Genomic DNA, 18,399 nt, shown 5'->3' with positions numbered 1-18,399 from the left:
CCCGCAAGTTAGCCCCGGCCCGACGCCCCGGACAAGGCTCGGGCCCCGATCGTCACGGGCGGCCACCTGCGGCCATTCGCGGCAACGCGCCGTCACACAACCGCAATTGCGGCTTCGCCTCACCGGGACCACGACGGGCCCTCGGTAGGTTCCGCATCGGTCTGTCCGCCGGAGTCGTTCTGGCGGGGGCGTCGGGCGGGCCGTCAGGGCGCCGGGCTCTGCGCGCCCTCGACGTCGGCGAGTAGTTTGCGCAGGAGCCCGTCCAGGGTGGCCCGTTCCTCGCCCGAGAGGGCGGAGAGCAGCGCGGTCTCGTTGGCCGCGTGGTCGGTGAAGGCGGCGTCCACGAGGGCGCGTCCGGCCGCGGTGAGGGCGATGCGGACGCTGCGCCGGTCCGCCGGGTCGGTGTGGCGTTCCACCAGGCCCGCCGATTCCAGCCGGTCGATCCGGCTGGTCATGCCGGCCCGCGACATCAGCAGCAGCGCGGCGAGTTCCGAGGGCATCAGTTCGTACGGTGTGCCGGAGCGGCGCAGGGTGGCGAGAACGTCGAACTCGCCGCGCTGGAGGCCGTGTTGCTTGAACACCTCTTCGACGACCCGGCCCGCGAGCAGCGCGAGGCGGCCGAGGCGGCCGACGGTGCCGACCGCCGCCAGGTCGAGGTCCGGGCGCTCCCGGCTCCACTGGTCGAGCATGACGTCCACGGGATCCATGGGGGCATGTTATTCGATGGGAGATAGTTAGACGTAGTACTATCAGTCATGGAACTATCTGAGCGCTCACTGTGGGGAGAGACCAATGACGTTGATCGGACCGGAAGCCGTGGTGGTTCGGGGCGACGAAGCCGAGACCGTCGGAATGCTCGGCGGCAAGGGGCTGCTGCTGGCGGACTCCAGCGCCACCGGCGGCGCCCTGAGCACCCTGCGCGTCACGCTGGGGCGCGGCATGGACGGCGCCACTCCGCACTACCACGGGGGCTCCTCGGAGCTGTTCTTCGTGGTCGACGGCTCGGCCCAGGTGCTGGTCGGGAACGAGGTGGTCACCGCCCGGAGCGGCGACCTCGTGGTGGTGCCGCCCCATCTGCCGCATGCCTTCGCGGCGGCGCCGGACTCCGGGGCGGACCTGCTGATCGTGATCACCCCCGGGGTGGAGCGCTTCGACTACTTCCGCCTGCTGGAGCGGATCCGCGCGGGCGAGGCGACGGTCGAGGAACTGCTCGCCAAGCAGGACCTCTTCGACAACCACTTCCTGGAGTCGCCGAGTTGGCGCGACGCCCGGGAGGAAGCCGCCCGGTCCGAGCCGTAGACCGCCCGGCACCGAGCCCGGCCCGACACCAGGGGAGGAAACCCGTGACCGACACCCGCACCATCACCAACCCGCCCGGCCTGCACGACCCGACGCCGTTCGGCTACAGCCACGCCGCCTCCGCGCCCGGCGAACCGGTGTTCATCGCCGGTCAGTACGCCTCCGACGCCGGCGGTCAGGTCGTGCCCGGCGACTTCGCCGCCCAGGCGGAGCTCGCCCTCGCCAACCTGCGCACCGCGCTCGCCGGGGTCGGCCTCGGCTTCGAGCACGTGGTCCGGCTCGGCTCGTACATCGTCGACCACGACCCGGAGAAGCTGGCCGTCCTCGGCAAGGCCCTGGCCGGGGCCTGGGGCGACCGGCTGCCCGCGCAGACGCTCAGCGGGGTGGCCTCGCTCGCCCTGCCGGGGATGCTCTTCGAGATCGACGCGGTCGCCGTCCGGCCGACGGCGGGGGCGGCGGGCTGACCACCCACGCGCAGGGGTCCCACCGGTCGGCGGGACCCCTCGCCGTACCGCCGCCGTTCGAGCCGGCGTGGACCGCTCACATGGCCCGGGTCGCCGTGCACAGCCGTCGTTCCATGTCGGGGCCGTCGCTGAGGAACAGCACCCGCAGGAACGGCAGCATGGCTCGGACCGCGCGTCGCGGTCCGAGCCATGCCCCGTGCGGTGCCGCGCTGCGGCGGCGGTGCGTCAGCCCTGTACGGTGTCGCCGTCCGCCTGCCCGGCGCCCTCGGCCTTTTCTGCCTTCTCGCGCATCTTGCGCACCAGCTCTGCCTTCTGGTCGGCTGCACTCTGGCGGTCGAGGTTGCGGTGCGGACCGTTGTTCTGCCGTTCTGCGCGGGACTGCCTCTTGCGCTGGCCGCCGCCCATGCCCACGGGGTTGTTGATGTTCTTGCTCACGGTTGTGGGTTCTCCCGGTGGTGAAGTGAAGTGGTCTACGGATTCATCGGTGGGGGACGGGCGGTGACGTCGAAGGACGTCAGCAGGGGCCCGTCACGCGCTCACTCGTAAATCGGCGTCTGGAAGAACATGAGAAAGACATTACCCGGTTCCGTCGGCCCTGCACACCAACCTTTTCGCCGCCCCTGCGTCGGCCGGGCCTTCGGCGAGCGCCCGGGGCCGGCCGGTTCCTTCCCCGGGATCCCGCACCCTCGGCGTCGCCTCAGCCAAGGGCCCGGTCGAGGTTGAAGGCGGCGCTGATCAGCGACAGGTGGGTGAACGCCTGCGGGAAGTTGCCCAGTTGCTCGCCGGTCGGGCCGATCTCCTCGGCGAACAGGCCGAGGTGGTTGGCGTAGGTGAGCATCTTCTCGAAGGCGAGCCTGGCCTCCTCCAGCCGGCCGGCGCGGGCCAGCGCCTCCACGTACCAGAAGGAGCAGATCGAGAACGTGCCCTCGGAGCCGCTCAGGCCGTCCGGGCTGGTGTCCGGGTTGTAGCGGTACACCAGGGAGTCGGAGACCAGGTCCGCCGTGAGCGCGTCCAGGGTGGAGAGCCACTTGGGGTCGGTGGGCGAGACGAACTTGGCCATCGGCATCATCAGCAGCGAGGCGTCCAGCTCGCCGCCGTCGAGGGACTGGACGAACGCCCCCCGTTCGGCCGACCAGCCGCGCCGCATGATCTGCCGGTAGATCGCGTCCCGGGACTGCCGCCAGCGGGGCAGGTCGGCCGGCAGGCCGCGGCGGTTCGCCATCCGGATCGCCCGCTCCAGCGCCACCCAGCACATCAGCCGCGAGTACACGAAGTCCCGGCGGCCCGCGCGGGTCTCCCAGATGCCCTCGTCCGGCTGGTCCCAGTGCTCGCAGAGCCAGTCCGCCACCGCGCCGACGTCCTCCCACCCGGCGCTGCTGATCGGCTGCCCCCACTTGTCGGACAGGTAGACGGAGTCGATCATGGCGCCGTAGATGTCGAGCTGGAGCTGGCCGGTCGCGGCGTTGCCGACCCGGACGGGCGCCGAGCCGAGGTGGCCCTCCAGGTGCGCCAGCTCGTACTCGGGCAGTTCGCCGCGCCCGTCGACGCCGTACATGATCTGCAGCGGGCCGCCTGCGCCGGCGGTGCCGGACATGCGGTCGCAGAGGAAGCCCATGAACGCCTCGGCCTCCGTGGTGAACCCGAGGCGCAGCATGGCGTAGACGCAGAAGGCGGCGTCGCGGACCCACACGTACCGGTAGTCCCAGTTGCGTTCGCCGCCGATCCGCTCGGGCAGGCTGGTGGTCGGTGCGGCGACGATCGCGCCGGTCGGCGCGTAGGTGAGCAGCTTCAGTACCAGGGCGGAGCGGTGCACCATCTCCCGCCACCGCCCGTGGTAGCGCGACCCGGCCAGCCAGCGGCGCCAGAACCGGACGGTCGCCTCGAACTGCTCCTGCGCCTCGGCGCACGCGCACGACCGGGTCGGGACCTCGTCGCCGATCCGGTCGAGGGCGAACACGACGGACTCGCCCTCGAGGAGCTTGAAGTGCGACCACACGTCGAGGCCGTCGCTCTCCAGCGGCGCGGTGGCGGTCAGCGCGAGCGTCAGCGACGGGGAGCGGAACACCGCCTCGTGGCCGTCGAGGTGCACGGTGTGCTTCTCGGCGCCGTAGCCGAAGCGCGGGGCGATGCGCGCGGTGAAGGGCAGGACTCCCCGGACACAGATCACCCGCCGGATCAGCCGGTGCCGGGCCGTCTCGGGCGACTCGTCGACGACGGGCATGAAGTCCTGGATCTCCGCGACGCCGTCGGTGGCGAAGAAGCGCGTGATCAGCACGTTCGTGTCGGGGAAGTAGAACTGCCGGGTGCGCGTGGGCACGTCGGCGGCCAGCTGGAACGACCCGCCGCGGTCGGCGTCGAGGATGGCCCCGAACACACTGGGCGCGTCGAAGCGCGGGCAGCAGTACCAGTCGATGGTGCCGTTCGTGCCGACCAGGGCGGCCGTGCGGAGATCGCCGATCAGGCCGTGTTCGGAGATCGGTATGTAGCGGTGGCTGCCCGCCTGCTCGAAGCCATTGGTGTCGAACGCCATGTCGGCCTCCCCGCCGCTGCGACGCGGACCCGGAGATGGAACCTCGCCTCTCATCGTAGATCGCCGTTTCGTGGATCCCCGGTCGAGTCCGCCCCTGGCGCACCCGCCGTGCGCGGCCGTGTACCGGGCGTTACGGTCAAGAGCAGGTCAACGACGCTCCCGTCCCGCGCCCAGGAGGTTCCCGTGACAGCCGACGCCGTGCAGGTGGCACCCGAGGTGTACAAGGTCCTCTTCGAGAACGACCGGGTCCGGTTGCTGGAGGCCCGGCTCGGGCCCGGTGTCACCACGGGCATGCACCACCACCGTGCCAACCTCGTCTACAACCTCGCGGACGGGGAGGTCGTCTTCACCGACGAGTCCGGCGGCACCACGGCGGCCTCGCTCACGGCCGGCGGGACGATGTGGTCCCCGGCGGTGAACCACTCCACGCACAACAGCGGAACCACCGAGGTCCGCTCGCTGCTGTTCGAGCTGAAGTAGCCAAAGGTGCCGGCGTGGGTGAAGTGCCTGACAGCCTGCCGTGGCGGCCGGCTGGTGCGGCCAATCGGTTGAACCTGTGCCGCCCGCGTTATTCCTTCCCCCGGTGAGCCGAGGCGTTCCTGACATCTTGTTGGGCGTCGATCCCGGTGCGACGCCGTGCTGTATCGGCCTCGACGACGGCCTCCACAGCGGCTCCCGGAAGGTGTGACCATGCAGGCACCCCCCACCGACAGCACCATCGCGCGTCCACCGCAGCAGTCCGGCCCCGGGAGACGGGTCACGCAGCCGTACCTGCTGCCGCCCGTCGTGGGGAGTGCGTGGTGGATCTGGGGCCTGGCGGGGGCGCTCTTCGCCGTCTACACGACGCTGTCCGTGCGGATCCACGAGCGGATGCTCTCCAACAGCTACGACCTGGGCATCTTCGAGCAGGTGGTCCGCTCCTACGCGGACGGGCACCTGCCCGTCTCCGAGCTGAAGGCGCCCGGCTTCCCCATCCTGGGCGACCACTTCTCCCCGGTCCTGGCGCTGGTGGCCCCGTTCTACTGGGTCTGGCGCACCCCGGAGACACTGCTCGTGGTGCAGGCCGCACTCGTCGCGGTCGGCATGGTGCCGCTGGCCTTCTGGGCCCGACGCGCGCTCGGATCGGGGCCAGCCGCGGTGATCGGCGTCTGCTACGGCCTGTCCTGGGGGGTCGCCAGCGCGATCGGCTTCGACTTCCACGAGGTGGCCTTCGCCGTCCCCCTGCTGGCCTTCTCGCTGGCCGCGCTCGGCGACAACAGGCCGCGTGCGGCGGCGTGTTGGGCGCTGCCGCTGCTGCTGGTGAAGGAGGACCTCGGGCTCACGGTGGCGGTGATCGGCCTGCTGATCGCCCGGCGGGGGAGCCGGAGGCTGGGGTTCGTCACGGCCGCGGCCGGGGTGGCCGGGTCGCTGTTCGCCGTCCTGGTGGTCCTGCCGGCCTTCAACCCGAGCGGCGACTTCGCCTACTGGTCGTACGTCGACGGCTCGGGCGAGGGACCGCACGGCGGCCTGGGCGGCGGACCCGACACGGACACCGTCGTGGCGGGCCTGCTGTACAAGGCGACGATCGGCCTGATCACCCCCGAGGCCAAGGCGACGACGCTGGTGCTCCTGCTGGCCATCACGCTGTTCCTGGCGCTGCGCTCCTCGCTCGTGTGGGTCGCGCTCCCGACGGTGGTGTGGCGGTTCTTCTCGGCCAACGCCTTCCACTGGGGCACCGGCTACCACTACTCGCTGGTGCTGATGCCGATCGTCTTCGCCGCCTTCGTGGAGGCCCTGGCCGCCCGGCGCGCACGGGAGGGCAGCGTGCGGCGCCACCTCCTGGGAGCGGCGGCGGTCTGTCTGTTGCTGCTGCCGCAGTTCCCGTTCTGGCAGTTGGTCCAGCCGGTCACCTGGCGGACCGACCCGCGGCTCGCCGTCGCCCACCGGCTGATGGACCGGATCCCGGACGGCGCCACCGTCCAGGCCTCCACGCTCCTCGTGCCGCAGCTCACCAACCGCACCACCGTCGGCCTCTTCGGCTGGGAACCCAGCCGGCCCGACTCCCAATGGATCCTGGTGGACACCTGGATGCCGTGGAACAAACGCTGGCCGCTGACGGTCGAGATCGAGCAGAACCGCCTGAACTGGCACCGCGCGCACGGGTACCGCGACGTCGCCCACGAGGACGGCTACGTGCTGCTGACCCGGACCGGCTGAGCGGCGGGCGACCGCCGGCCCCGAGGACTCCGGGCGGTCGGGGAGCCTCGGGGCCGGTGCTGTGGCCGGTGTGGCGGCCGGTGTGGGTTCAGACGGTGGCCGGTGCGGCCTGTTCGGCGAACTTCCGGTTGGCCAGGGTCTGTTCGCGGTAGGGCCGGGGCAGGTCGGCGGTGGCGAGCAGGCGGTCGCAGGCGTCCAGGGACGCGCGCGCGTCCCCGACCCAGTACGCCGTGATCGAGTACTCGAAGAGCAGCCCCCAGTGGTAGACCCAGGGCTCCGTGAACAGCCAGTCGTTCGGCACTCCGCGGTCCAGGCCGGCCCGGGCGAATGCGTGCGCGGCCTGGTACCGCCCCATCAGGCGCAGCCGGGACGAGAGCTGGTAGCAGGCCTCCAGCCGTTGCGGCCGGCTCTCCCACGCCTGCAGCAGGGCGTCCATGGCCGAGGGCCAGTCGCCGGCGTCCGCGGTCAGCACGCCGACCTGGAGCAGCGCGTAGTAGACCTCCTCCGCCCAGCCGCCCATCCGCGCGCGCCGCCGGTACAGCTCGATCGCCTCGGCGGTGCGCCCGAGGTCGCGCATCGTCTGGGCGAGGTAGAAGACCGCGCGGGCGTTGCCGGGATCGCGCTCCAGGTCCTGCCGGAGCAGGCGGGCGTCCCGTTCGAACTTGTCGGCGCGCGAGCCGCCGTCGGCGAAGTGCTCGATGACCAGCGCGTCGAGGTCGGCGGTGCGGTCGTGCTGGTCCGTCGTCAGGTACTCGTGGGTCGAGCCCTCGTAGCGCCACTCGACGGTGCCGCTCACCAGCCGCTTGATCCGGTACTCCAGATCGGCGGGGTGGCGCAGCATGTAGGAGTCGGCCGTGAGCTCGGGCAGCGGGCCGTCCTGCCGCACGACCATGTCGGCGTCGATCAGCAGCAGGTAGTCGGCCTTGCCGCGGGCGTGGCGGATGTTGAGCGTCCGGTTGTGGCCGAAGTCCGTCCAGGCCTCCTCGTGAAGCTGGCCGGGGATCCCGGCCAGCGCACGGCGGATCAGCTCCTGGGTCCCGTCGGTGGATCCGGTGTCGGAGATCACCCAGGTGTCGACGAGGCCGCGCACCGACGCGAGGCAGCGTTCGATGACCGCCGCCTCGTCCTTGACGATCATGCACAGACAGATGGTGGGCTTCCGGCCGCCGGAGCGGGACGGACCGGGGACGGGTGCACTGGGCGGGGAGCTGTCAGGTCGTGCCACAACGGCCTCTCGGGATGGGGGGCGGCGGGCTGCGGAGCCGAGCGCGGACCGGGTGCGGCCGGTCGTGCCGGCCCGGCCCGCGCATCGCGCTGGCGATGCTATTTCGGGCCCGCTCCGGTTCCGCGGTCCAACACGGTGTCAGGCCAACGGGGCCGGGCCATTCGTGTGGTCGCTGTGGGCCGGGCCGGTGACACTCCGGTCCGTCGCCGCCAGGAAGTGCCGTTCCCCGAGGTCAATGGCGGTCACCAGGCGGGGTCACTTCATCCTGCCGATCTCCGATGGACGAGGAGTACTGGGTGTCCTCACACCAAACGCAGATCCGGAAGGCCGCGGTGCCGAACCGCCGCAAACAGCGCGCCGCAGGTGCGGCGCTTCTCATCGCGGCCGTCGTGTCGACCAGCGGCACGGCCTTCGCCGGCGGGATGCACTTCCACTTCCCGCACCCGAGCCACCAGATGTACGGGAACCACGGCGAGGAGGGCTGTCCGCCGGACGAGCACGGCTCGTGGGGCGGCGAGCAGTCCCCTGACGGCGGCGAGCAGGGGCCGGGTGGCAGTGAGCAGGGGCCGGACGGCGGTCTGCCGTCGGCCGACGGTGTCCACGACATGGTGCACCAGCTCGCCGGGTCGATGCTCCAGTCGGGCGCCCCGGGCCGGTCGTTCCGTGACGGCGGCGAAGACCACGGAGAGCACGGCGACCACGGCGAGCACGCCCACGACGGTCACCACGGCGACCACGGCCATGTGATCGAGTGCGTCGGCCCGACGGGTCCCACGGGCCCGACCGGCCCCGCCGGCGAGGGCGTCACGGGCCCGACCGGCCCGACCGGTCCTCCCGGTGAGGGCACCGGGGTCACGGGCCCGACTGGCCCCGCCGGCAACAACGGCAACACCGGCCCGGCCGGTCCTGCCGGCAACACCGGCGCCACCGGCAACACGGGTGCGGCCGGTCCGACGGGTCCCGCCGGTCCGAGCACCGGCGTTACGGGTCCGACGGGCCCCGCGGGCAACAACGGCAACACCGGGCCGGCCGGAAACACGGGCCCTGCGGGCAACACCGGTCCTGCGGGCAGCAACGGCAACACCGGCGCGGCGGGCCCGACTGGTCCTGCGGGTCCGAGCACCGGTGTTACGGGTCCGACGGGCCCTGCGGGCAACACCGGTCCTGCGGGCAGCAATGGCAATACCGGCGCGGCGGGCCCGACCGGTCCTGGGGGCCCGACCGGTCCTGCGGGTAACACCGGCCCTGCCGGCAACACGGGTCCCGCCGGCCCGTGCGAGTCCATCGACTCGGCGACGACGGGGTCAGGAATGATCATCTACACCGGGGTGGTCAAGAACGGCACCGTCCAGGTCGGCAGCCAGCCGCTCAACGGCCCGAACGCCGACGTGACCACCTGGTCGACCCCGCCGGCACTCCCCACGGGCCACGGCCCCGCCTGCGGTGTGGCCATCGCGGACCACGGCAACACCCTCCAGGTGGAGGCCATCACCACCGACGGCACGGTGTACCGGACCTTCTGCAGATTCGCGACCGGTAGCACCCCCGTCGACTGCGTGACCGGCAACCCGGGCTGGACGCTGATCAGCGCCCAGCCCGCCAGGCTGCGCTCCGGCGCCCCGCCGTTCGGCGCCGAGGCACGGCTCCGCTCCGGATCTGCCGAGCGGCGCTCGATCAAGGTGGCCTGGGAGCCGTACGTCCGCCGTACCTCCTGATTTCCCCGGCTCCGCCGATCACCCCGACACGCCCGCCCCCGGCCGCTGCGCCGGGGGCGGGCGTCGCCGTTCCGGCGCGCGCCTACGTCTGGACGATGACGAACTCGCCTTCGCCGACGGGTTCTTCGAAGGTGGCGTAGTAGCGTTCGAGGAGCTCATCGGAGACGGTGACGCTGTTGGCGTCGCTGCGCCGGTTGCGGTGCGAGAGGCGGCGGCGGAGGGTTTCGAGGTCGGCCCGGAGACGGACGAGCTCCCACCGGCAGCCGTGGCTCTCGATCGCGGCCTTGTAGCGCTCGCGCGTGGCGCGGTTCCAGAAGCTGTAGTCGATGACGACGGGGCGCCTCGCCTCCATGAGACGGATCAGCTCGTCCCAAAGTCCCTTCTCGGCGGCGGACTTGAGCCGGTCGTACCCCGCCGGGTCGAGGTCGGCGGCGTCGCGGCCTCCGGTGCGGGTCCACACCACCTCGTCGATCGACAGGCGGGTGAACCCGCGGCGTTCGAGGGCTCGCGCGTACGTGGTCTTGCCGGAGCCCGGGAGGCCGCACATCATCACGACCAGGCCGCGTTCCGTGCCGTCCAGGTGTGGCAGGACGTCCCGGTCATCGATGCGGGGGCCGGGGGAGGGGGTTCGCACGGGCGGTCCTCGTTTCCGCGGTCGATCATGAACGAGGTCAGTCTCCACCGCCCGGTGCCGATCGGGCAACGGACTTACTGCACACGCGTGTTCAGCCCGATCAGGGAGTCGTCGCGCCGGGTGTGCCGAGGACACGGGCGGTGAAGGCCGCCAGCTGTGCCCGCAGGTCTTTCCGGGGGGTCTGCCGCTCGCCCGCCAGGTGTTCGACGAGGTCCGCGCGGGTGGCCGCGAGCAGGGCGTGGGCGGTGAAGCCGGGATCGGCCAGGTCCGGGAGCCGGTGCAGCAGGTCGCGGAGGAGGGTGTGCCACTGCTCGTAGTGGTCCGTCCGGTACGGGCTGTCGGCGCCGGTGCCCTCCAGGGCCAGCGCGAGGTGCCGGTTGTCGAGCTTGAAGCACAGCAGTGCGTCGAGGAGGGCGGGGACGCGCTCGGCGGGCGGGGTGGCGGGGCCCAGTGGCGGCGGGCCGGATTCGACGGCGGCCGCGAGGGGTTCGAGGCGCGCGCCGTAGAGGGCCCGGATGAGGCCGGTGCGGTCGCCGAAGGCGCGGAAGAGCGTGCCCTTGCCGACGCCGGCCGCGTCCGCGATGTCGGCCATGGTGACGTCCTCGGGGCTCCGGCAGTCGGCGAAGAGGGTGTCGGCGGCGGCGAGGGCGGCGGCCCGGTTGCGGGTCGCGTCCTTGCGGGGCTTGCGCTCGGGCACGGTCGTCCTCCGGTGGGTGGCAGGGGTCGGTTGCGAAGCGGACCGACGGTCCGTATCTTTCGGTTAAGCGGACCGCTGGTCCGTATCGTACGCGACGGAGGGACGAGACCCATGCCTGCGAACACCCGGCCGGCGGAGCTGTACCGCCACGGCCTGCGCCTGCTGCTGGACAAGGACATCGACGCCTGGGTCGGCCTGTGGGCCGAGGACGGCGTGATGGAGTTCCCCTTCGCGCCACCCGGCTGGCCGCGACGACTGGAGGGGAAGGAGGCCGTCGCGGACTACATGCGCGGCTACCCGGACCACATCGACCTGCACGGCTTCCCCGACCTGCGGATCCACGAGACCGCCGACCCGGAGACCATTGTCGTGGAGATGCGGGCGGTGGGCCGCGTCGTGCAGGGCGGCGGCCCCTTCGAGATGACGTACATCGCCGTCGTGACCGTCCGGGACGGACGGTTGGCCGTCTACCGCGACTACTGGAACCCGCTCGCCCTGCGGCAGCCGGGCCTGGACTTCGCCGGGAGCGTCGCCCGATGACCGCCACCACCCTCGTCACCGGCGCGACCGGCACCACCGGCAGCCGGACGGTCGCGCGACTGCTCGCCGCCGGACACCGCGTCAGGGCCGCGTCCCGCCGCGCGACTCCGCTGCCCGGCGCGGAGCCGGTGCGCTTCGACTGGTACGAGCCCGCCACGTTCGAGGACGCCCTCACCGAGGCGGACCGCGTGTACCTCGTGCCGCCCGTCGGCGAGCCCGACCCGGCGGCCGTCATGCTGCCGTTCCTCCGCCGGGCCCGCGCCGCGGGTGTGCGGCGGGCCGTGCTGCTCGGCTCGTCGGCCGTCCCGGAAGGCGGTCCGGCGGTGGGCGAGGTGCACCGGGCGCTGCCCGGCCTGTTCGAGGAGTGGGCGGTGCTGCGGCCCTCGTGGTTCATGCAGAACTTCACGGGCGAGCACCTCCACGCCCGCAGCATCCGCGAGGACGGTGTCATCCGCACGGCGGCCGGGGACGGGCGGGTCGGATTCGTCGACGCGGACGACATCGCCGCCGTGGCGGTTCACGCCCTGACCGACGACCGCGTGCCCGATGGCGACCTCGTCCTGACCGGCCCGGCGGCGCTGAGCTACGACGATGTCGCCGCGATCGTCGCCGAGGTCACCGGACGTCCGGTGGTTCATCGGCACCTGACGCACGACGAGTTCCGGGACCACCTGGCCGCCGGGATGCCCCGCGAGTTCGCCGAGCTGCTCGCCGGCATGGACGGCGCGATCGCCGGGGGAGCGGAGGACCGCACGACCGACACCGTGCGGTGCCTGACCGGTCGCCCGCCGACCGGCTTCCGGGCCGTCGCCGAACGGGAGTTGACGCGAGGGTGGTGATCCCGCGCCTCAGGCGCCTGCGGCGGGCTCCGTGAGCGCGCGCGTGGCCCGGCGGGCGGCGGCGAGGACGTCGCTCGGGTCCGTGGCGGTGGGCTTGGCGGCGAGCAGGGCCGCGCCGGCGGTGTCGAAGGCCATCACCAGCAGGAGTCGGTCCTGGGGGCCGGCGTCCTCGGGGGCGAGGAGGTCGATGACGCGGTCGAACGCCGCGCGGACGTCCTCGCCCTTCTGCGCCAGGCGCCGCATCAGGGGCTGGTTGGCGTGCGCGAGGAGCATCGCCTGGAGGTGCTGCGGGGTGGTGCCGTCCAGCCAGCGCAGCGCGGCCCGCCGCGGGAGGTCGGGCGTGCGCGGCTGGGCGGTGATCCACTCGACGAGTTCGTCCAGGTCGCGGCGGCGCTCGGACATCAGGCTCGCGACGATGTCCTCCTTGCTGCGGAAGTGGTAGTACAGCGACGACCGCGTGAGCCCGAGGGCCTCGGTGAGGTCCCGGGTGGTGGTGGCCTCGTAGCCCTTCTCGGTGAACAGCCGCAGGGCGACGCGCAGGATCTCGGCGCGCGTCTCGGCGCCGGAGCGCCGCTCGGTTCCGCTGGTGGGGGCCATGGTCTTCCTCTCCTTCGTCGCAGCGGTCCCATCCTATCCACTTACCGAGCGCCCGCTCGGCTCTTGCTTACCGAGCGCCCGCTCGGCTACCGTCACTTACCGAGCGCCCGTTCAGTAAATGGCTGAACGGGTGGCCGTCCGCCATGAGCGAAGGAGATCCCCATGGAGACCACGAAGGCCCCGACGAGCAGGCCCCGCATCGCCGTCATCGGCGCGGGGCCCGCCGGACTGACCTGCGCCCGGGTGCTGCAACTGCGCGGCATCGACGTCACCGTGTACGACGCCGACGCGTCCGTCGACGCCCGCGACCCCGGCGGCACCCTCGACCTGCACGCCGACTCCGGGCAGATCGCACTGGAGGACGCCGGGCTGATGGAGGCGTTCGCCGAACTCGCCAGGCCCGAGGGGCAGGCCAAGCTCCGGCTCGACCACCGCGGCGCCGTGCTCGCCTCGTTCGTCCCCGACGAGGGGGACGTCGCGGCGCCCGAGATCGACCGCGGCGAGCTGCGCGCGATGCTCGCCGCCCACGTCGAGCCCGGCACCGTGCGCTGGGGCCACAAGCTCGTCACGGCGGTGCCGCTGGGGGAGGGGCGGCACCGGCTGGAGTTCGCGGACGGCGCCTCGGCCGAGGCGGACCTGGTGATCGGGGCCGACGGCGCGTGGTCCCGGGTGCGGCCGCTCGTCAGTGCCGCGGTGCCCCGGTACAGCGGGGTGACGTTCCTCGAAGTCCGCTTCGACGACGTCGAGCGCCGCCACCCCCGGGTCGCCGAACTCGTCGGTGACGGGCACGTGTTCGCGAACAACGGCAATGGTCAGGCGATCATCGTCCAGCGCAACGGCGGCGACCGCGTCCGCGGCTACGTCGGCATCCGTGCCGCCCTCGACTGGCACGTCGCCGCCGGTGTCGACCCGGCCGATGCCGAGGCCGTCCGGGGCTTCCTGCGGGCGGAATTCAGCGACTGGGCCGAGGAACTGCTGCTCCTCGTGACGGACGGCGACGGCGGCTGCGTCAACCGGCCGCTCCACGCCCTGCCCGCCCCGCTCGCCTGGGAGCACGTCCCCGGCGTGACCCTCGTCGGCGACGCGGCCCACCTCATGTCGCCCTTCGGCGGCCACGGCGCGAACCTCGCCATGCTCGACGCGGCCGAACTGGCCCGCGCGATAGCCGAGGAGCCCACGCTCGACGCCGCCGTCATCCGGTACGAGACGGCCATGTTCGCCCGCTCCGGCCCGCTCGCCGTCGGCGCCAACGAGGCGCTGGAGCGGTTCTTCGCCTCGGGCTCCTATATCCCGGACCACGCCGCCGAGCACCAGGAGTACCAGCGCGCCGCGGCGGCGTACCGCGACCGCCAGGCTGATTAACCGTCCGCTTCCCCGCCGAGGCGCTGGAGCAGGTCGAGCAGGGTGGCGCGGTCCCCGGGCGGCAGGGGGGCGAAGCACTCGGCGAGCACCTCGTCGGCGACCCGGTGCCCGGCGGCGAGGACCTGCTCGCCGTCCGGGGTGAGGTGGTGCTCGATGCGCCGCCCGTGCCCCGGCCGGCGCTCCACCAGGCCCTGGGCCGTCAGGCGGCCGGCGAGCGTGCCGAAGGCCTGCTCGCTCTGGAAGGTCGCCGCGGCGAGCGCGCGGGCGGACGCCCCGGGCGAGCGGCCGATCGCCCGCAGGGCGTCCCACTGGGCCAGCGTCGTGCCGACGGCGGCCAGGGCGGTGTCGAGCGCCCGGTGCTGCCGGTACTGCGCCTGCTTGACCGCTCGTCCGAGAACCTGCAGCTCACCATGCATGGGGCGAGTCTAGGCCGGGCGCGCCCGATAACCAAGCTAGCTTATATAAAGATATTTAGTTACCCTGGGGCCATGACCCTCTTCCGCACCACCGTCATGTACGGCGACCTTCCCCTCACCCTCTCCGAGGCCGGCCGCGGCAGGCCGGTCCTGCTGCTGCACGGCGGCGGAGGCCCGCACACGGTGGCGGGCCTCGCCGAGCACCTCTCCCGCAGCGCGCACACCATCGCGCCGACGCACCCCGGCTGGAACGGCACACCCCGCCCCGACTGGCTGGCCGGCGTCGACGACCTCGCCCTCTTCTACCTCCGCATGCTGCACGAGCGGGGGCTGGAGGACGTCCTGGTCGTCGGCTCCTCGCTGGGCGGCTGGACGGCGGCCGAGATGGCCGCGCTCGACACCACCGGGATCGTCACCGGCGTCGTCCTGATCAACGCCGTCGGCGTGCGGATCGAGGGCGAGCCGATCACCGACTTCTTCGCCCTCGACGCCCGCGCCGCCGCCGAACACTCCTGGCACGACCCCGACCGCTTCTTCGTCGACCCGGCCGGCCTCTCCGCCGACCAGGTCGCCGCCCACCAGGCCAACATCGCCACCATGCGCGTCCTCGCCGCCGACCCCTACATGCACGACCCCAAGCTGCTCCACCGCCTCCCGCGCGTCGAGGTACCCGCCCTCGTGCTGTGGGGCGAGAGCGACCGCGTCGTCACCCCGGCCTACGGCGCGGCGTACGCGGACGCCTTCGGCGACGGGCGCTTCGAGCTCATCGCCGGGGCGGGCCACCTCCCGCAGATCGAACAGCCGGAGGCGACCTTCGCCCTGATCGACGCCCACCTGCACGGTGGGGAGTGACCTACGTCAACGCGCGGTCCAGGAGGGCGAGCAGCTGCTCCCAGTGGCGCTTCAGACCGTCCGGATCGAAGGCCGAGGTGTCGGACATCGTGAAGCCGTGGACGGTGCCGGGGTAGATCTCGGAGGTGTACGTGAGGCCGGCCGCGTCCAGGGCCCGGTCGAGCTCGGCGAGGGCCTCGGGGGTCAGGTCGCTCGCGGCGTGGCCGAGGTGGACCTCGGCGGTGATGGCCGACAGGAGGCGGTGCAGGCCGTCCGGCCCCTCGGCGACCACCGGGCCGTGGAATCCGGCGACGGCGGCGACCTGCCCGGGGTGGGCCGAGGCGGTGCGCAGCGCGAGGAGGCCGCCGAAGCAGTAGCCGGTCACGGCGACCGGTCCGGCGGCGACCTCGGGCCGGGCGGTGAGGAAGCGGACGAAGGCGTCGGCGTCATGGAGCGTCAGTTCCGTCGTGTGCGCCCGGACCAGGGGCATCAACTGCCCGACGATTCCGTCCCGGGCGTCGTCGCCGATGTACTCGGGGAGCTCGACGACGGGCGACGGGCCCTGCCGGTAGAAGAAGTTGGGCACGAGCACGTAGTAGCCGTGCCCGGCCAGCTCGCGGGCCATCTCCTGGATCACCGGGCGGATGCCGAAGGCGTCCGGGTACATGAGTACCCCGGGGTGCGGCCCGTCCTGGTCGGGGAAGGCGGCGAAGGCGTCGGCCCGGCCGTCGGGGGTGGGGATCAGCAGTGTCGCGGTACGGGTGGGCATGGAGTCTCCTGTCGTGGTCGGTGCTTCGAACCCGAGGTCGAACACGACAGAGGAGGGGCCCGCGCGCAAGAGCCGGGCCTTCGATCGAACTGTGGGCCCGTACCGGCCCGTCCGGCGCTCAGCGGAGCGCCGGGGCAGCAATCCGTGTGTGGCGCAAGGCCGTCCCGGTAGTCATCGCCGACAACCCTAGTGCGACGGGCGCTGCCGATCCACTGAATCGGGGACGGCCGTCGGATGCCTCCCGGTCGGTGACCACCGACCGTACCGCGGTGCCCGGACGGTACGGAACACCCGTACCGTCCGGGCGGGGAAGACCGCAGGAGTCCGACGGCAGCCGGAAGCTAGCGAATCGTGGATCCCGGGCGTTGGGCGGGCAGGCCGCTGCGTTCGTTCTGGAGGTCCCACAGCTCGCGGAAGCGGCCGCCCTTCTCGGCCACCAGCTGGGTGAAGGTGCCCTCCTGGAGGACCTTGCCGTCCTCGAGGACGACGATGCGGTCGGCGACGGCCACGTTCGTGAGCCGGTGCGTGACGAGGACGACCGCCCGCTCCTGCGCGACGGCGCGCAGGTTGCGGAAGATGCGGTGCTCGGCGCGCGGGTCGAGGGCGGCGGTGGGTTCGTCGAGGACCAGGAGGCCGGCCTCGCGGTGGAAGGCGCGGGCGATCGCGAGGCGCTGCCACTGGCCGCCGGAGAGTTCCTCGCCGCCCATCCACTCGACGGCCAGGAGGGTGGACAGGCCCCGGCGGAGCTTGGCGACGACCTCGGCCGCGCCGGAGGCCTCGGCGGCGCGCAGCACGGCGGCGTCGCCGTCGGCGGCGGGCTGGCCGAGGGTGATGTTGTCGCGGCAGGTGAGCGGCCACCGGGCGTAGTCCTGGGGGACGACGGCGACCTGGTGCCACAGGGCGTGCGGGTCGAGGTCGCGGGTGTCGTGGCCGTCCCACCGCACGGATCCGGCGGTGGGCAGGTAGAGGCCGGAGAGGAGTTTGGCGAGGGTGGTCTTGCCGGAGCCGTTCTCGCCGACGAGGGCCAGGATCTCGCCGCGTTCGACGTGCAGGTTCACGCCGTCGAGCGCCGTGCGTTCGGAGGAGGGGTAGGCGTAGCGGAGGTCCTCGACGGCGATGCGGCGCGGGGGCTCGGGCACCCGGTCGCCGCGCCGGGGGCGGTGGCCGCCGGCGGTGTCGAGGAAGGTGGACCAGTCGTCGAGGTACATGCCGGTGCGGAACAGGTCGGCGCCGTAGCCGACGATGCCGTGCAGGCTGGTGCCGACCGCGCCGAGCGCGAACACGGCCGCGCCGCCCTGGGGGAGGCCCATGCGGCCGGTGCTGACGAGCCACAGCATCGCCGCCCACACGAGGGCGGTGCCGAGCCCGGTGGCGGCGGCGCCGAGCACCGAGACGCGGGCGCTCTGCAGTGCGGCCCGGCGGGAGGTGACGTCGAGGCGGCGGCCGACGTGCTCGTACTTCTCGAGCAGGAAGTCGCCCATGGTGTCGGAGCGGATCTGGTCGGCGTTGCGTTTGACGTGGATGTACCAGCGCAGGTTGGCCATGATCCGGCGGTCGCCGATTGTGGCTCGGTTCGCGAGGAACTGGACCCGGGCGGCGCGCACCGACGCGAAGCCCTGGGGCAGCGCGGCGAGCACCAGCAGCGGGAGGAGGAGGGGGTGGAGGACGGTCAGGACGCCGGCGGCGCCGATGAGCGAGGCGACGGAGGCGATCAGGTTCTGCGCCTCGCCGACGATGTCGACGCACACGTCGGCGCCGCGGTCGGCGGCGTCCAGTTCGTCGTTGTAGCCGGCGGTGTCGTAGGCGGTGAGCTCGGCGGCGACGGTGGCGCGCAGGACGGCCGCCTCGGCCTCGCGGGAGATGCGCGGGGAGAGGTGGATGGTGATGGTGCGGATCGTGATGCCGAGCAGCGAGCGGGCGCCGGCCGCGGCCGCGATCACCAGGATCGACGGTGCGGCGTGCGCGAGCTTGTCGCCGACCCGGCCGGGGCCGAACAGGGCGGCGATGGTGCCGGTCGTGGCGAGCAGGCCGGTCGCGCCGAGCACGGCGGAGAGGACCTGGCAGGCGAGGAGCAGGGCGACGGAGAACCGGTCGATGCGCCAGCCGAGGCGGAAGGCGCGGACGACGAGCGTGGGCAGGCGGCGGGCCATCGCGCCGACGCTGATCGCCTCGATGGTCTCGATGCGGCGGCGGTCGGCCAGCCACGTGAGTTCCTCGTCGGCGTCGTCGGGGGCGTTGACGCCGTCGGCGGACCGCTGGGTCGGGGCGCTCATGCTCCCACCTCG

20 protein-coding genes are annotated in these 18,399 nt (G+C 72.8%); 9 read left to right on the top strand and 11 right to left on the bottom strand.

Features of this window, described 5'->3' with window-relative positions:
* Nucleotides 1–203 precede the first annotated feature (203 nt).
* Entirely contained in the window at nt 204–707 is a 504-nt protein-coding gene (locus ACFVSN_RS40910; RefSeq protein WP_387958524.1) for a MarR family winged helix-turn-helix transcriptional regulator, read from the bottom strand.
* 85 nt (nt 708–792) lie between these two features.
* Here ACFVSN_RS40910 and ACFVSN_RS40905 point away from each other — a divergent pair, with 85 nt between their 5' ends.
* A complete protein-coding gene (locus ACFVSN_RS40905; RefSeq protein WP_387958522.1) occupies nt 793–1,299 on the top strand; it encodes a cupin domain-containing protein in 507 nt (168 codons plus the stop codon).
* Between the two features lie 44 nt (nt 1,300–1,343).
* Complete coding sequence (locus ACFVSN_RS40900) at nt 1,344–1,763, top strand: RidA family protein (protein WP_380495227.1); 420 nt, start codon at nt 1,344–1,346, stop codon at nt 1,761–1,763.
* 225 nt (nt 1,764–1,988) lie between these two features.
* On the opposite strand, the gene ACFVSN_RS40895 is transcribed toward ACFVSN_RS40900, so the two are convergent.
* Nucleotides 1,989–2,198, bottom strand: a complete 210-nt coding sequence (locus ACFVSN_RS40895) for a DUF6243 family protein (RefSeq protein ID WP_380447524.1) — start codon at nt 2,196–2,198, stop codon at nt 1,989–1,991.
* Between the two features lie 262 nt (nt 2,199–2,460).
* Nucleotides 2,461–4,293, bottom strand: coding sequence for a glycoside hydrolase family 15 protein (locus tag ACFVSN_RS40890; protein WP_380447523.1), 1,833 nt, complete (start codon nt 4,291–4,293; stop codon nt 2,461–2,463).
* 183 nt (nt 4,294–4,476) lie between these two features.
* Between ACFVSN_RS40890 and ACFVSN_RS40885 the strand changes: the two genes are divergently transcribed.
* Together ACFVSN_RS40885 and ACFVSN_RS40880 are read left to right on the top strand one after the other, a co-directional pair.
* Nucleotides 4,477–4,773 (top strand): hypothetical protein, encoded by a 297-nt coding sequence (locus ACFVSN_RS40885; RefSeq protein WP_380447522.1) that lies wholly within the window; start codon nt 4,477–4,479, stop codon nt 4,771–4,773.
* Nucleotides 4,774–4,983: 210 nt separating this feature from the next.
* Entirely contained in the window at nt 4,984–6,489 is a 1,506-nt protein-coding gene (locus tag ACFVSN_RS40880) for a DUF2079 domain-containing protein (RefSeq protein WP_387958519.1), read from the top strand.
* Nucleotides 6,490–6,577: 88 nt separating this feature from the next.
* Here ACFVSN_RS40880 and ACFVSN_RS40875 read toward each other — a convergent pair whose 3' ends face one another.
* Both ACFVSN_RS40875 and ACFVSN_RS40870 read right to left on the bottom strand, forming a co-directional pair.
* Nucleotides 6,578–7,627, bottom strand: a complete 1,050-nt coding sequence (locus tag ACFVSN_RS40875) for a glycosyltransferase (protein WP_387958517.1) — start codon at nt 7,625–7,627, stop codon at nt 6,578–6,580.
* Nucleotides 7,628–8,016: 389 nt separating this feature from the next.
* A complete protein-coding gene (locus ACFVSN_RS40870) occupies nt 8,017–8,457 on the bottom strand; it encodes a hypothetical protein (RefSeq protein WP_387958515.1) in 441 nt (146 codons plus the stop codon).
* A 567-nt stretch (nt 8,458–9,024) separates the two neighbouring features.
* Between ACFVSN_RS40870 and ACFVSN_RS40865 the strand changes: the two genes are divergently transcribed.
* Nucleotides 9,025–9,429, top strand: coding sequence for a hypothetical protein (locus ACFVSN_RS40865; protein ID WP_387958513.1), 405 nt, complete (start codon nt 9,025–9,027; stop codon nt 9,427–9,429).
* An 82-nt stretch (nt 9,430–9,511) separates the two neighbouring features.
* Here ACFVSN_RS40865 and ACFVSN_RS40860 read toward each other — a convergent pair whose 3' ends face one another.
* Together ACFVSN_RS40860 and ACFVSN_RS40855 are read right to left on the bottom strand one after the other, a co-directional pair.
* Entirely contained in the window at nt 9,512–10,063 is a 552-nt protein-coding gene (locus ACFVSN_RS40860) for an AAA family ATPase (RefSeq protein WP_387958511.1), read from the bottom strand.
* 100 nt (nt 10,064–10,163) lie between these two features.
* Nucleotides 10,164–10,760 carry a TetR/AcrR family transcriptional regulator gene (locus ACFVSN_RS40855; RefSeq protein WP_387958509.1) on the bottom strand — a complete coding sequence of 199 codons (597 nt, stop codon included), beginning with the start codon at nt 10,758–10,760 and terminating at the stop codon, nt 10,164–10,166.
* Nucleotides 10,761–10,871: 111 nt separating this feature from the next.
* Here ACFVSN_RS40855 and ACFVSN_RS40850 point away from each other — a divergent pair, with 111 nt between their 5' ends.
* Both ACFVSN_RS40850 and ACFVSN_RS40845 read left to right on the top strand, forming a co-directional pair.
* Entirely contained in the window at nt 10,872–11,300 is a 429-nt protein-coding gene (locus tag ACFVSN_RS40850; protein ID WP_387958508.1) for a nuclear transport factor 2 family protein, read from the top strand.
* A complete protein-coding gene (locus tag ACFVSN_RS40845) occupies nt 11,297–12,139 on the top strand; it encodes an NAD(P)H-binding protein (protein WP_387958506.1) in 843 nt (280 codons plus the stop codon). Before ACFVSN_RS40850 ends, ACFVSN_RS40845 begins: the two co-directional genes overlap by 4 nt.
* A gap of 9 nt (nt 12,140–12,148) precedes the next feature.
* Here ACFVSN_RS40845 and ACFVSN_RS40840 read toward each other — a convergent pair whose 3' ends face one another.
* A complete protein-coding gene (locus ACFVSN_RS40840; RefSeq protein ID WP_380447507.1) occupies nt 12,149–12,736 on the bottom strand; it encodes a TetR/AcrR family transcriptional regulator in 588 nt (195 codons plus the stop codon).
* Between the two features lie 162 nt (nt 12,737–12,898).
* On the opposite strand from ACFVSN_RS40840, the gene ACFVSN_RS40835 reads away from it, so the two are divergent.
* Nucleotides 12,899–14,098, top strand: a complete 1,200-nt coding sequence (locus ACFVSN_RS40835; RefSeq protein ID WP_387958504.1) for an FAD-dependent oxidoreductase — start codon at nt 12,899–12,901, stop codon at nt 14,096–14,098.
* Here the strand turns inward: ACFVSN_RS40835 and ACFVSN_RS40830 are convergent.
* The gene (locus ACFVSN_RS40830; protein ID WP_387958502.1) at nt 14,095–14,514 is read right to left on the bottom strand and encodes a MarR family winged helix-turn-helix transcriptional regulator; all 420 of its coding nucleotides are present in this window, start codon (nt 14,512–14,514) and stop codon (nt 14,095–14,097) included. The genes ACFVSN_RS40835 and ACFVSN_RS40830 overlap by 4 nt on opposite strands.
* 72 nt (nt 14,515–14,586) lie before the next feature.
* On the opposite strand from ACFVSN_RS40830, the gene ACFVSN_RS40825 reads away from it, so the two are divergent.
* Nucleotides 14,587–15,366, top strand: a complete 780-nt coding sequence (locus ACFVSN_RS40825) for an alpha/beta fold hydrolase (RefSeq protein ID WP_387958500.1) — start codon at nt 14,587–14,589, stop codon at nt 15,364–15,366.
* Nucleotide 15,367: 1 nt separating this feature from the next.
* Here the strand turns inward: ACFVSN_RS40825 and ACFVSN_RS40820 are convergent, their stop codons facing one another.
* Both ACFVSN_RS40820 and ACFVSN_RS40815 read right to left on the bottom strand, forming a co-directional pair.
* Complete coding sequence (locus ACFVSN_RS40820; protein WP_387958499.1) at nt 15,368–16,114, bottom strand: dienelactone hydrolase family protein; 747 nt, start codon at nt 16,112–16,114, stop codon at nt 15,368–15,370.
* Between the two features lie 341 nt (nt 16,115–16,455).
* Nucleotides 16,456–18,387: an ABC transporter ATP-binding protein gene (locus ACFVSN_RS40815; RefSeq protein WP_387958497.1), complete on the bottom strand. Its 1,932-nt coding sequence runs from the start codon at nt 18,385–18,387 to the stop codon at nt 16,456–16,458.
* Nucleotides 18,388–18,399: the final 12 nt, after the last annotated feature.

This window comes from Kitasatospora sp. NPDC057904 (genome assembly GCF_042887925.1).
Classification (GTDB): Bacteria; Actinomycetota; Actinomycetes; order Streptomycetales; family Streptomycetaceae; genus Kitasatospora.
The sequence above is the reverse complement of the archived record's forward strand: the minus strand, read 5'-3'. Positions and strand labels throughout refer to the sequence as shown.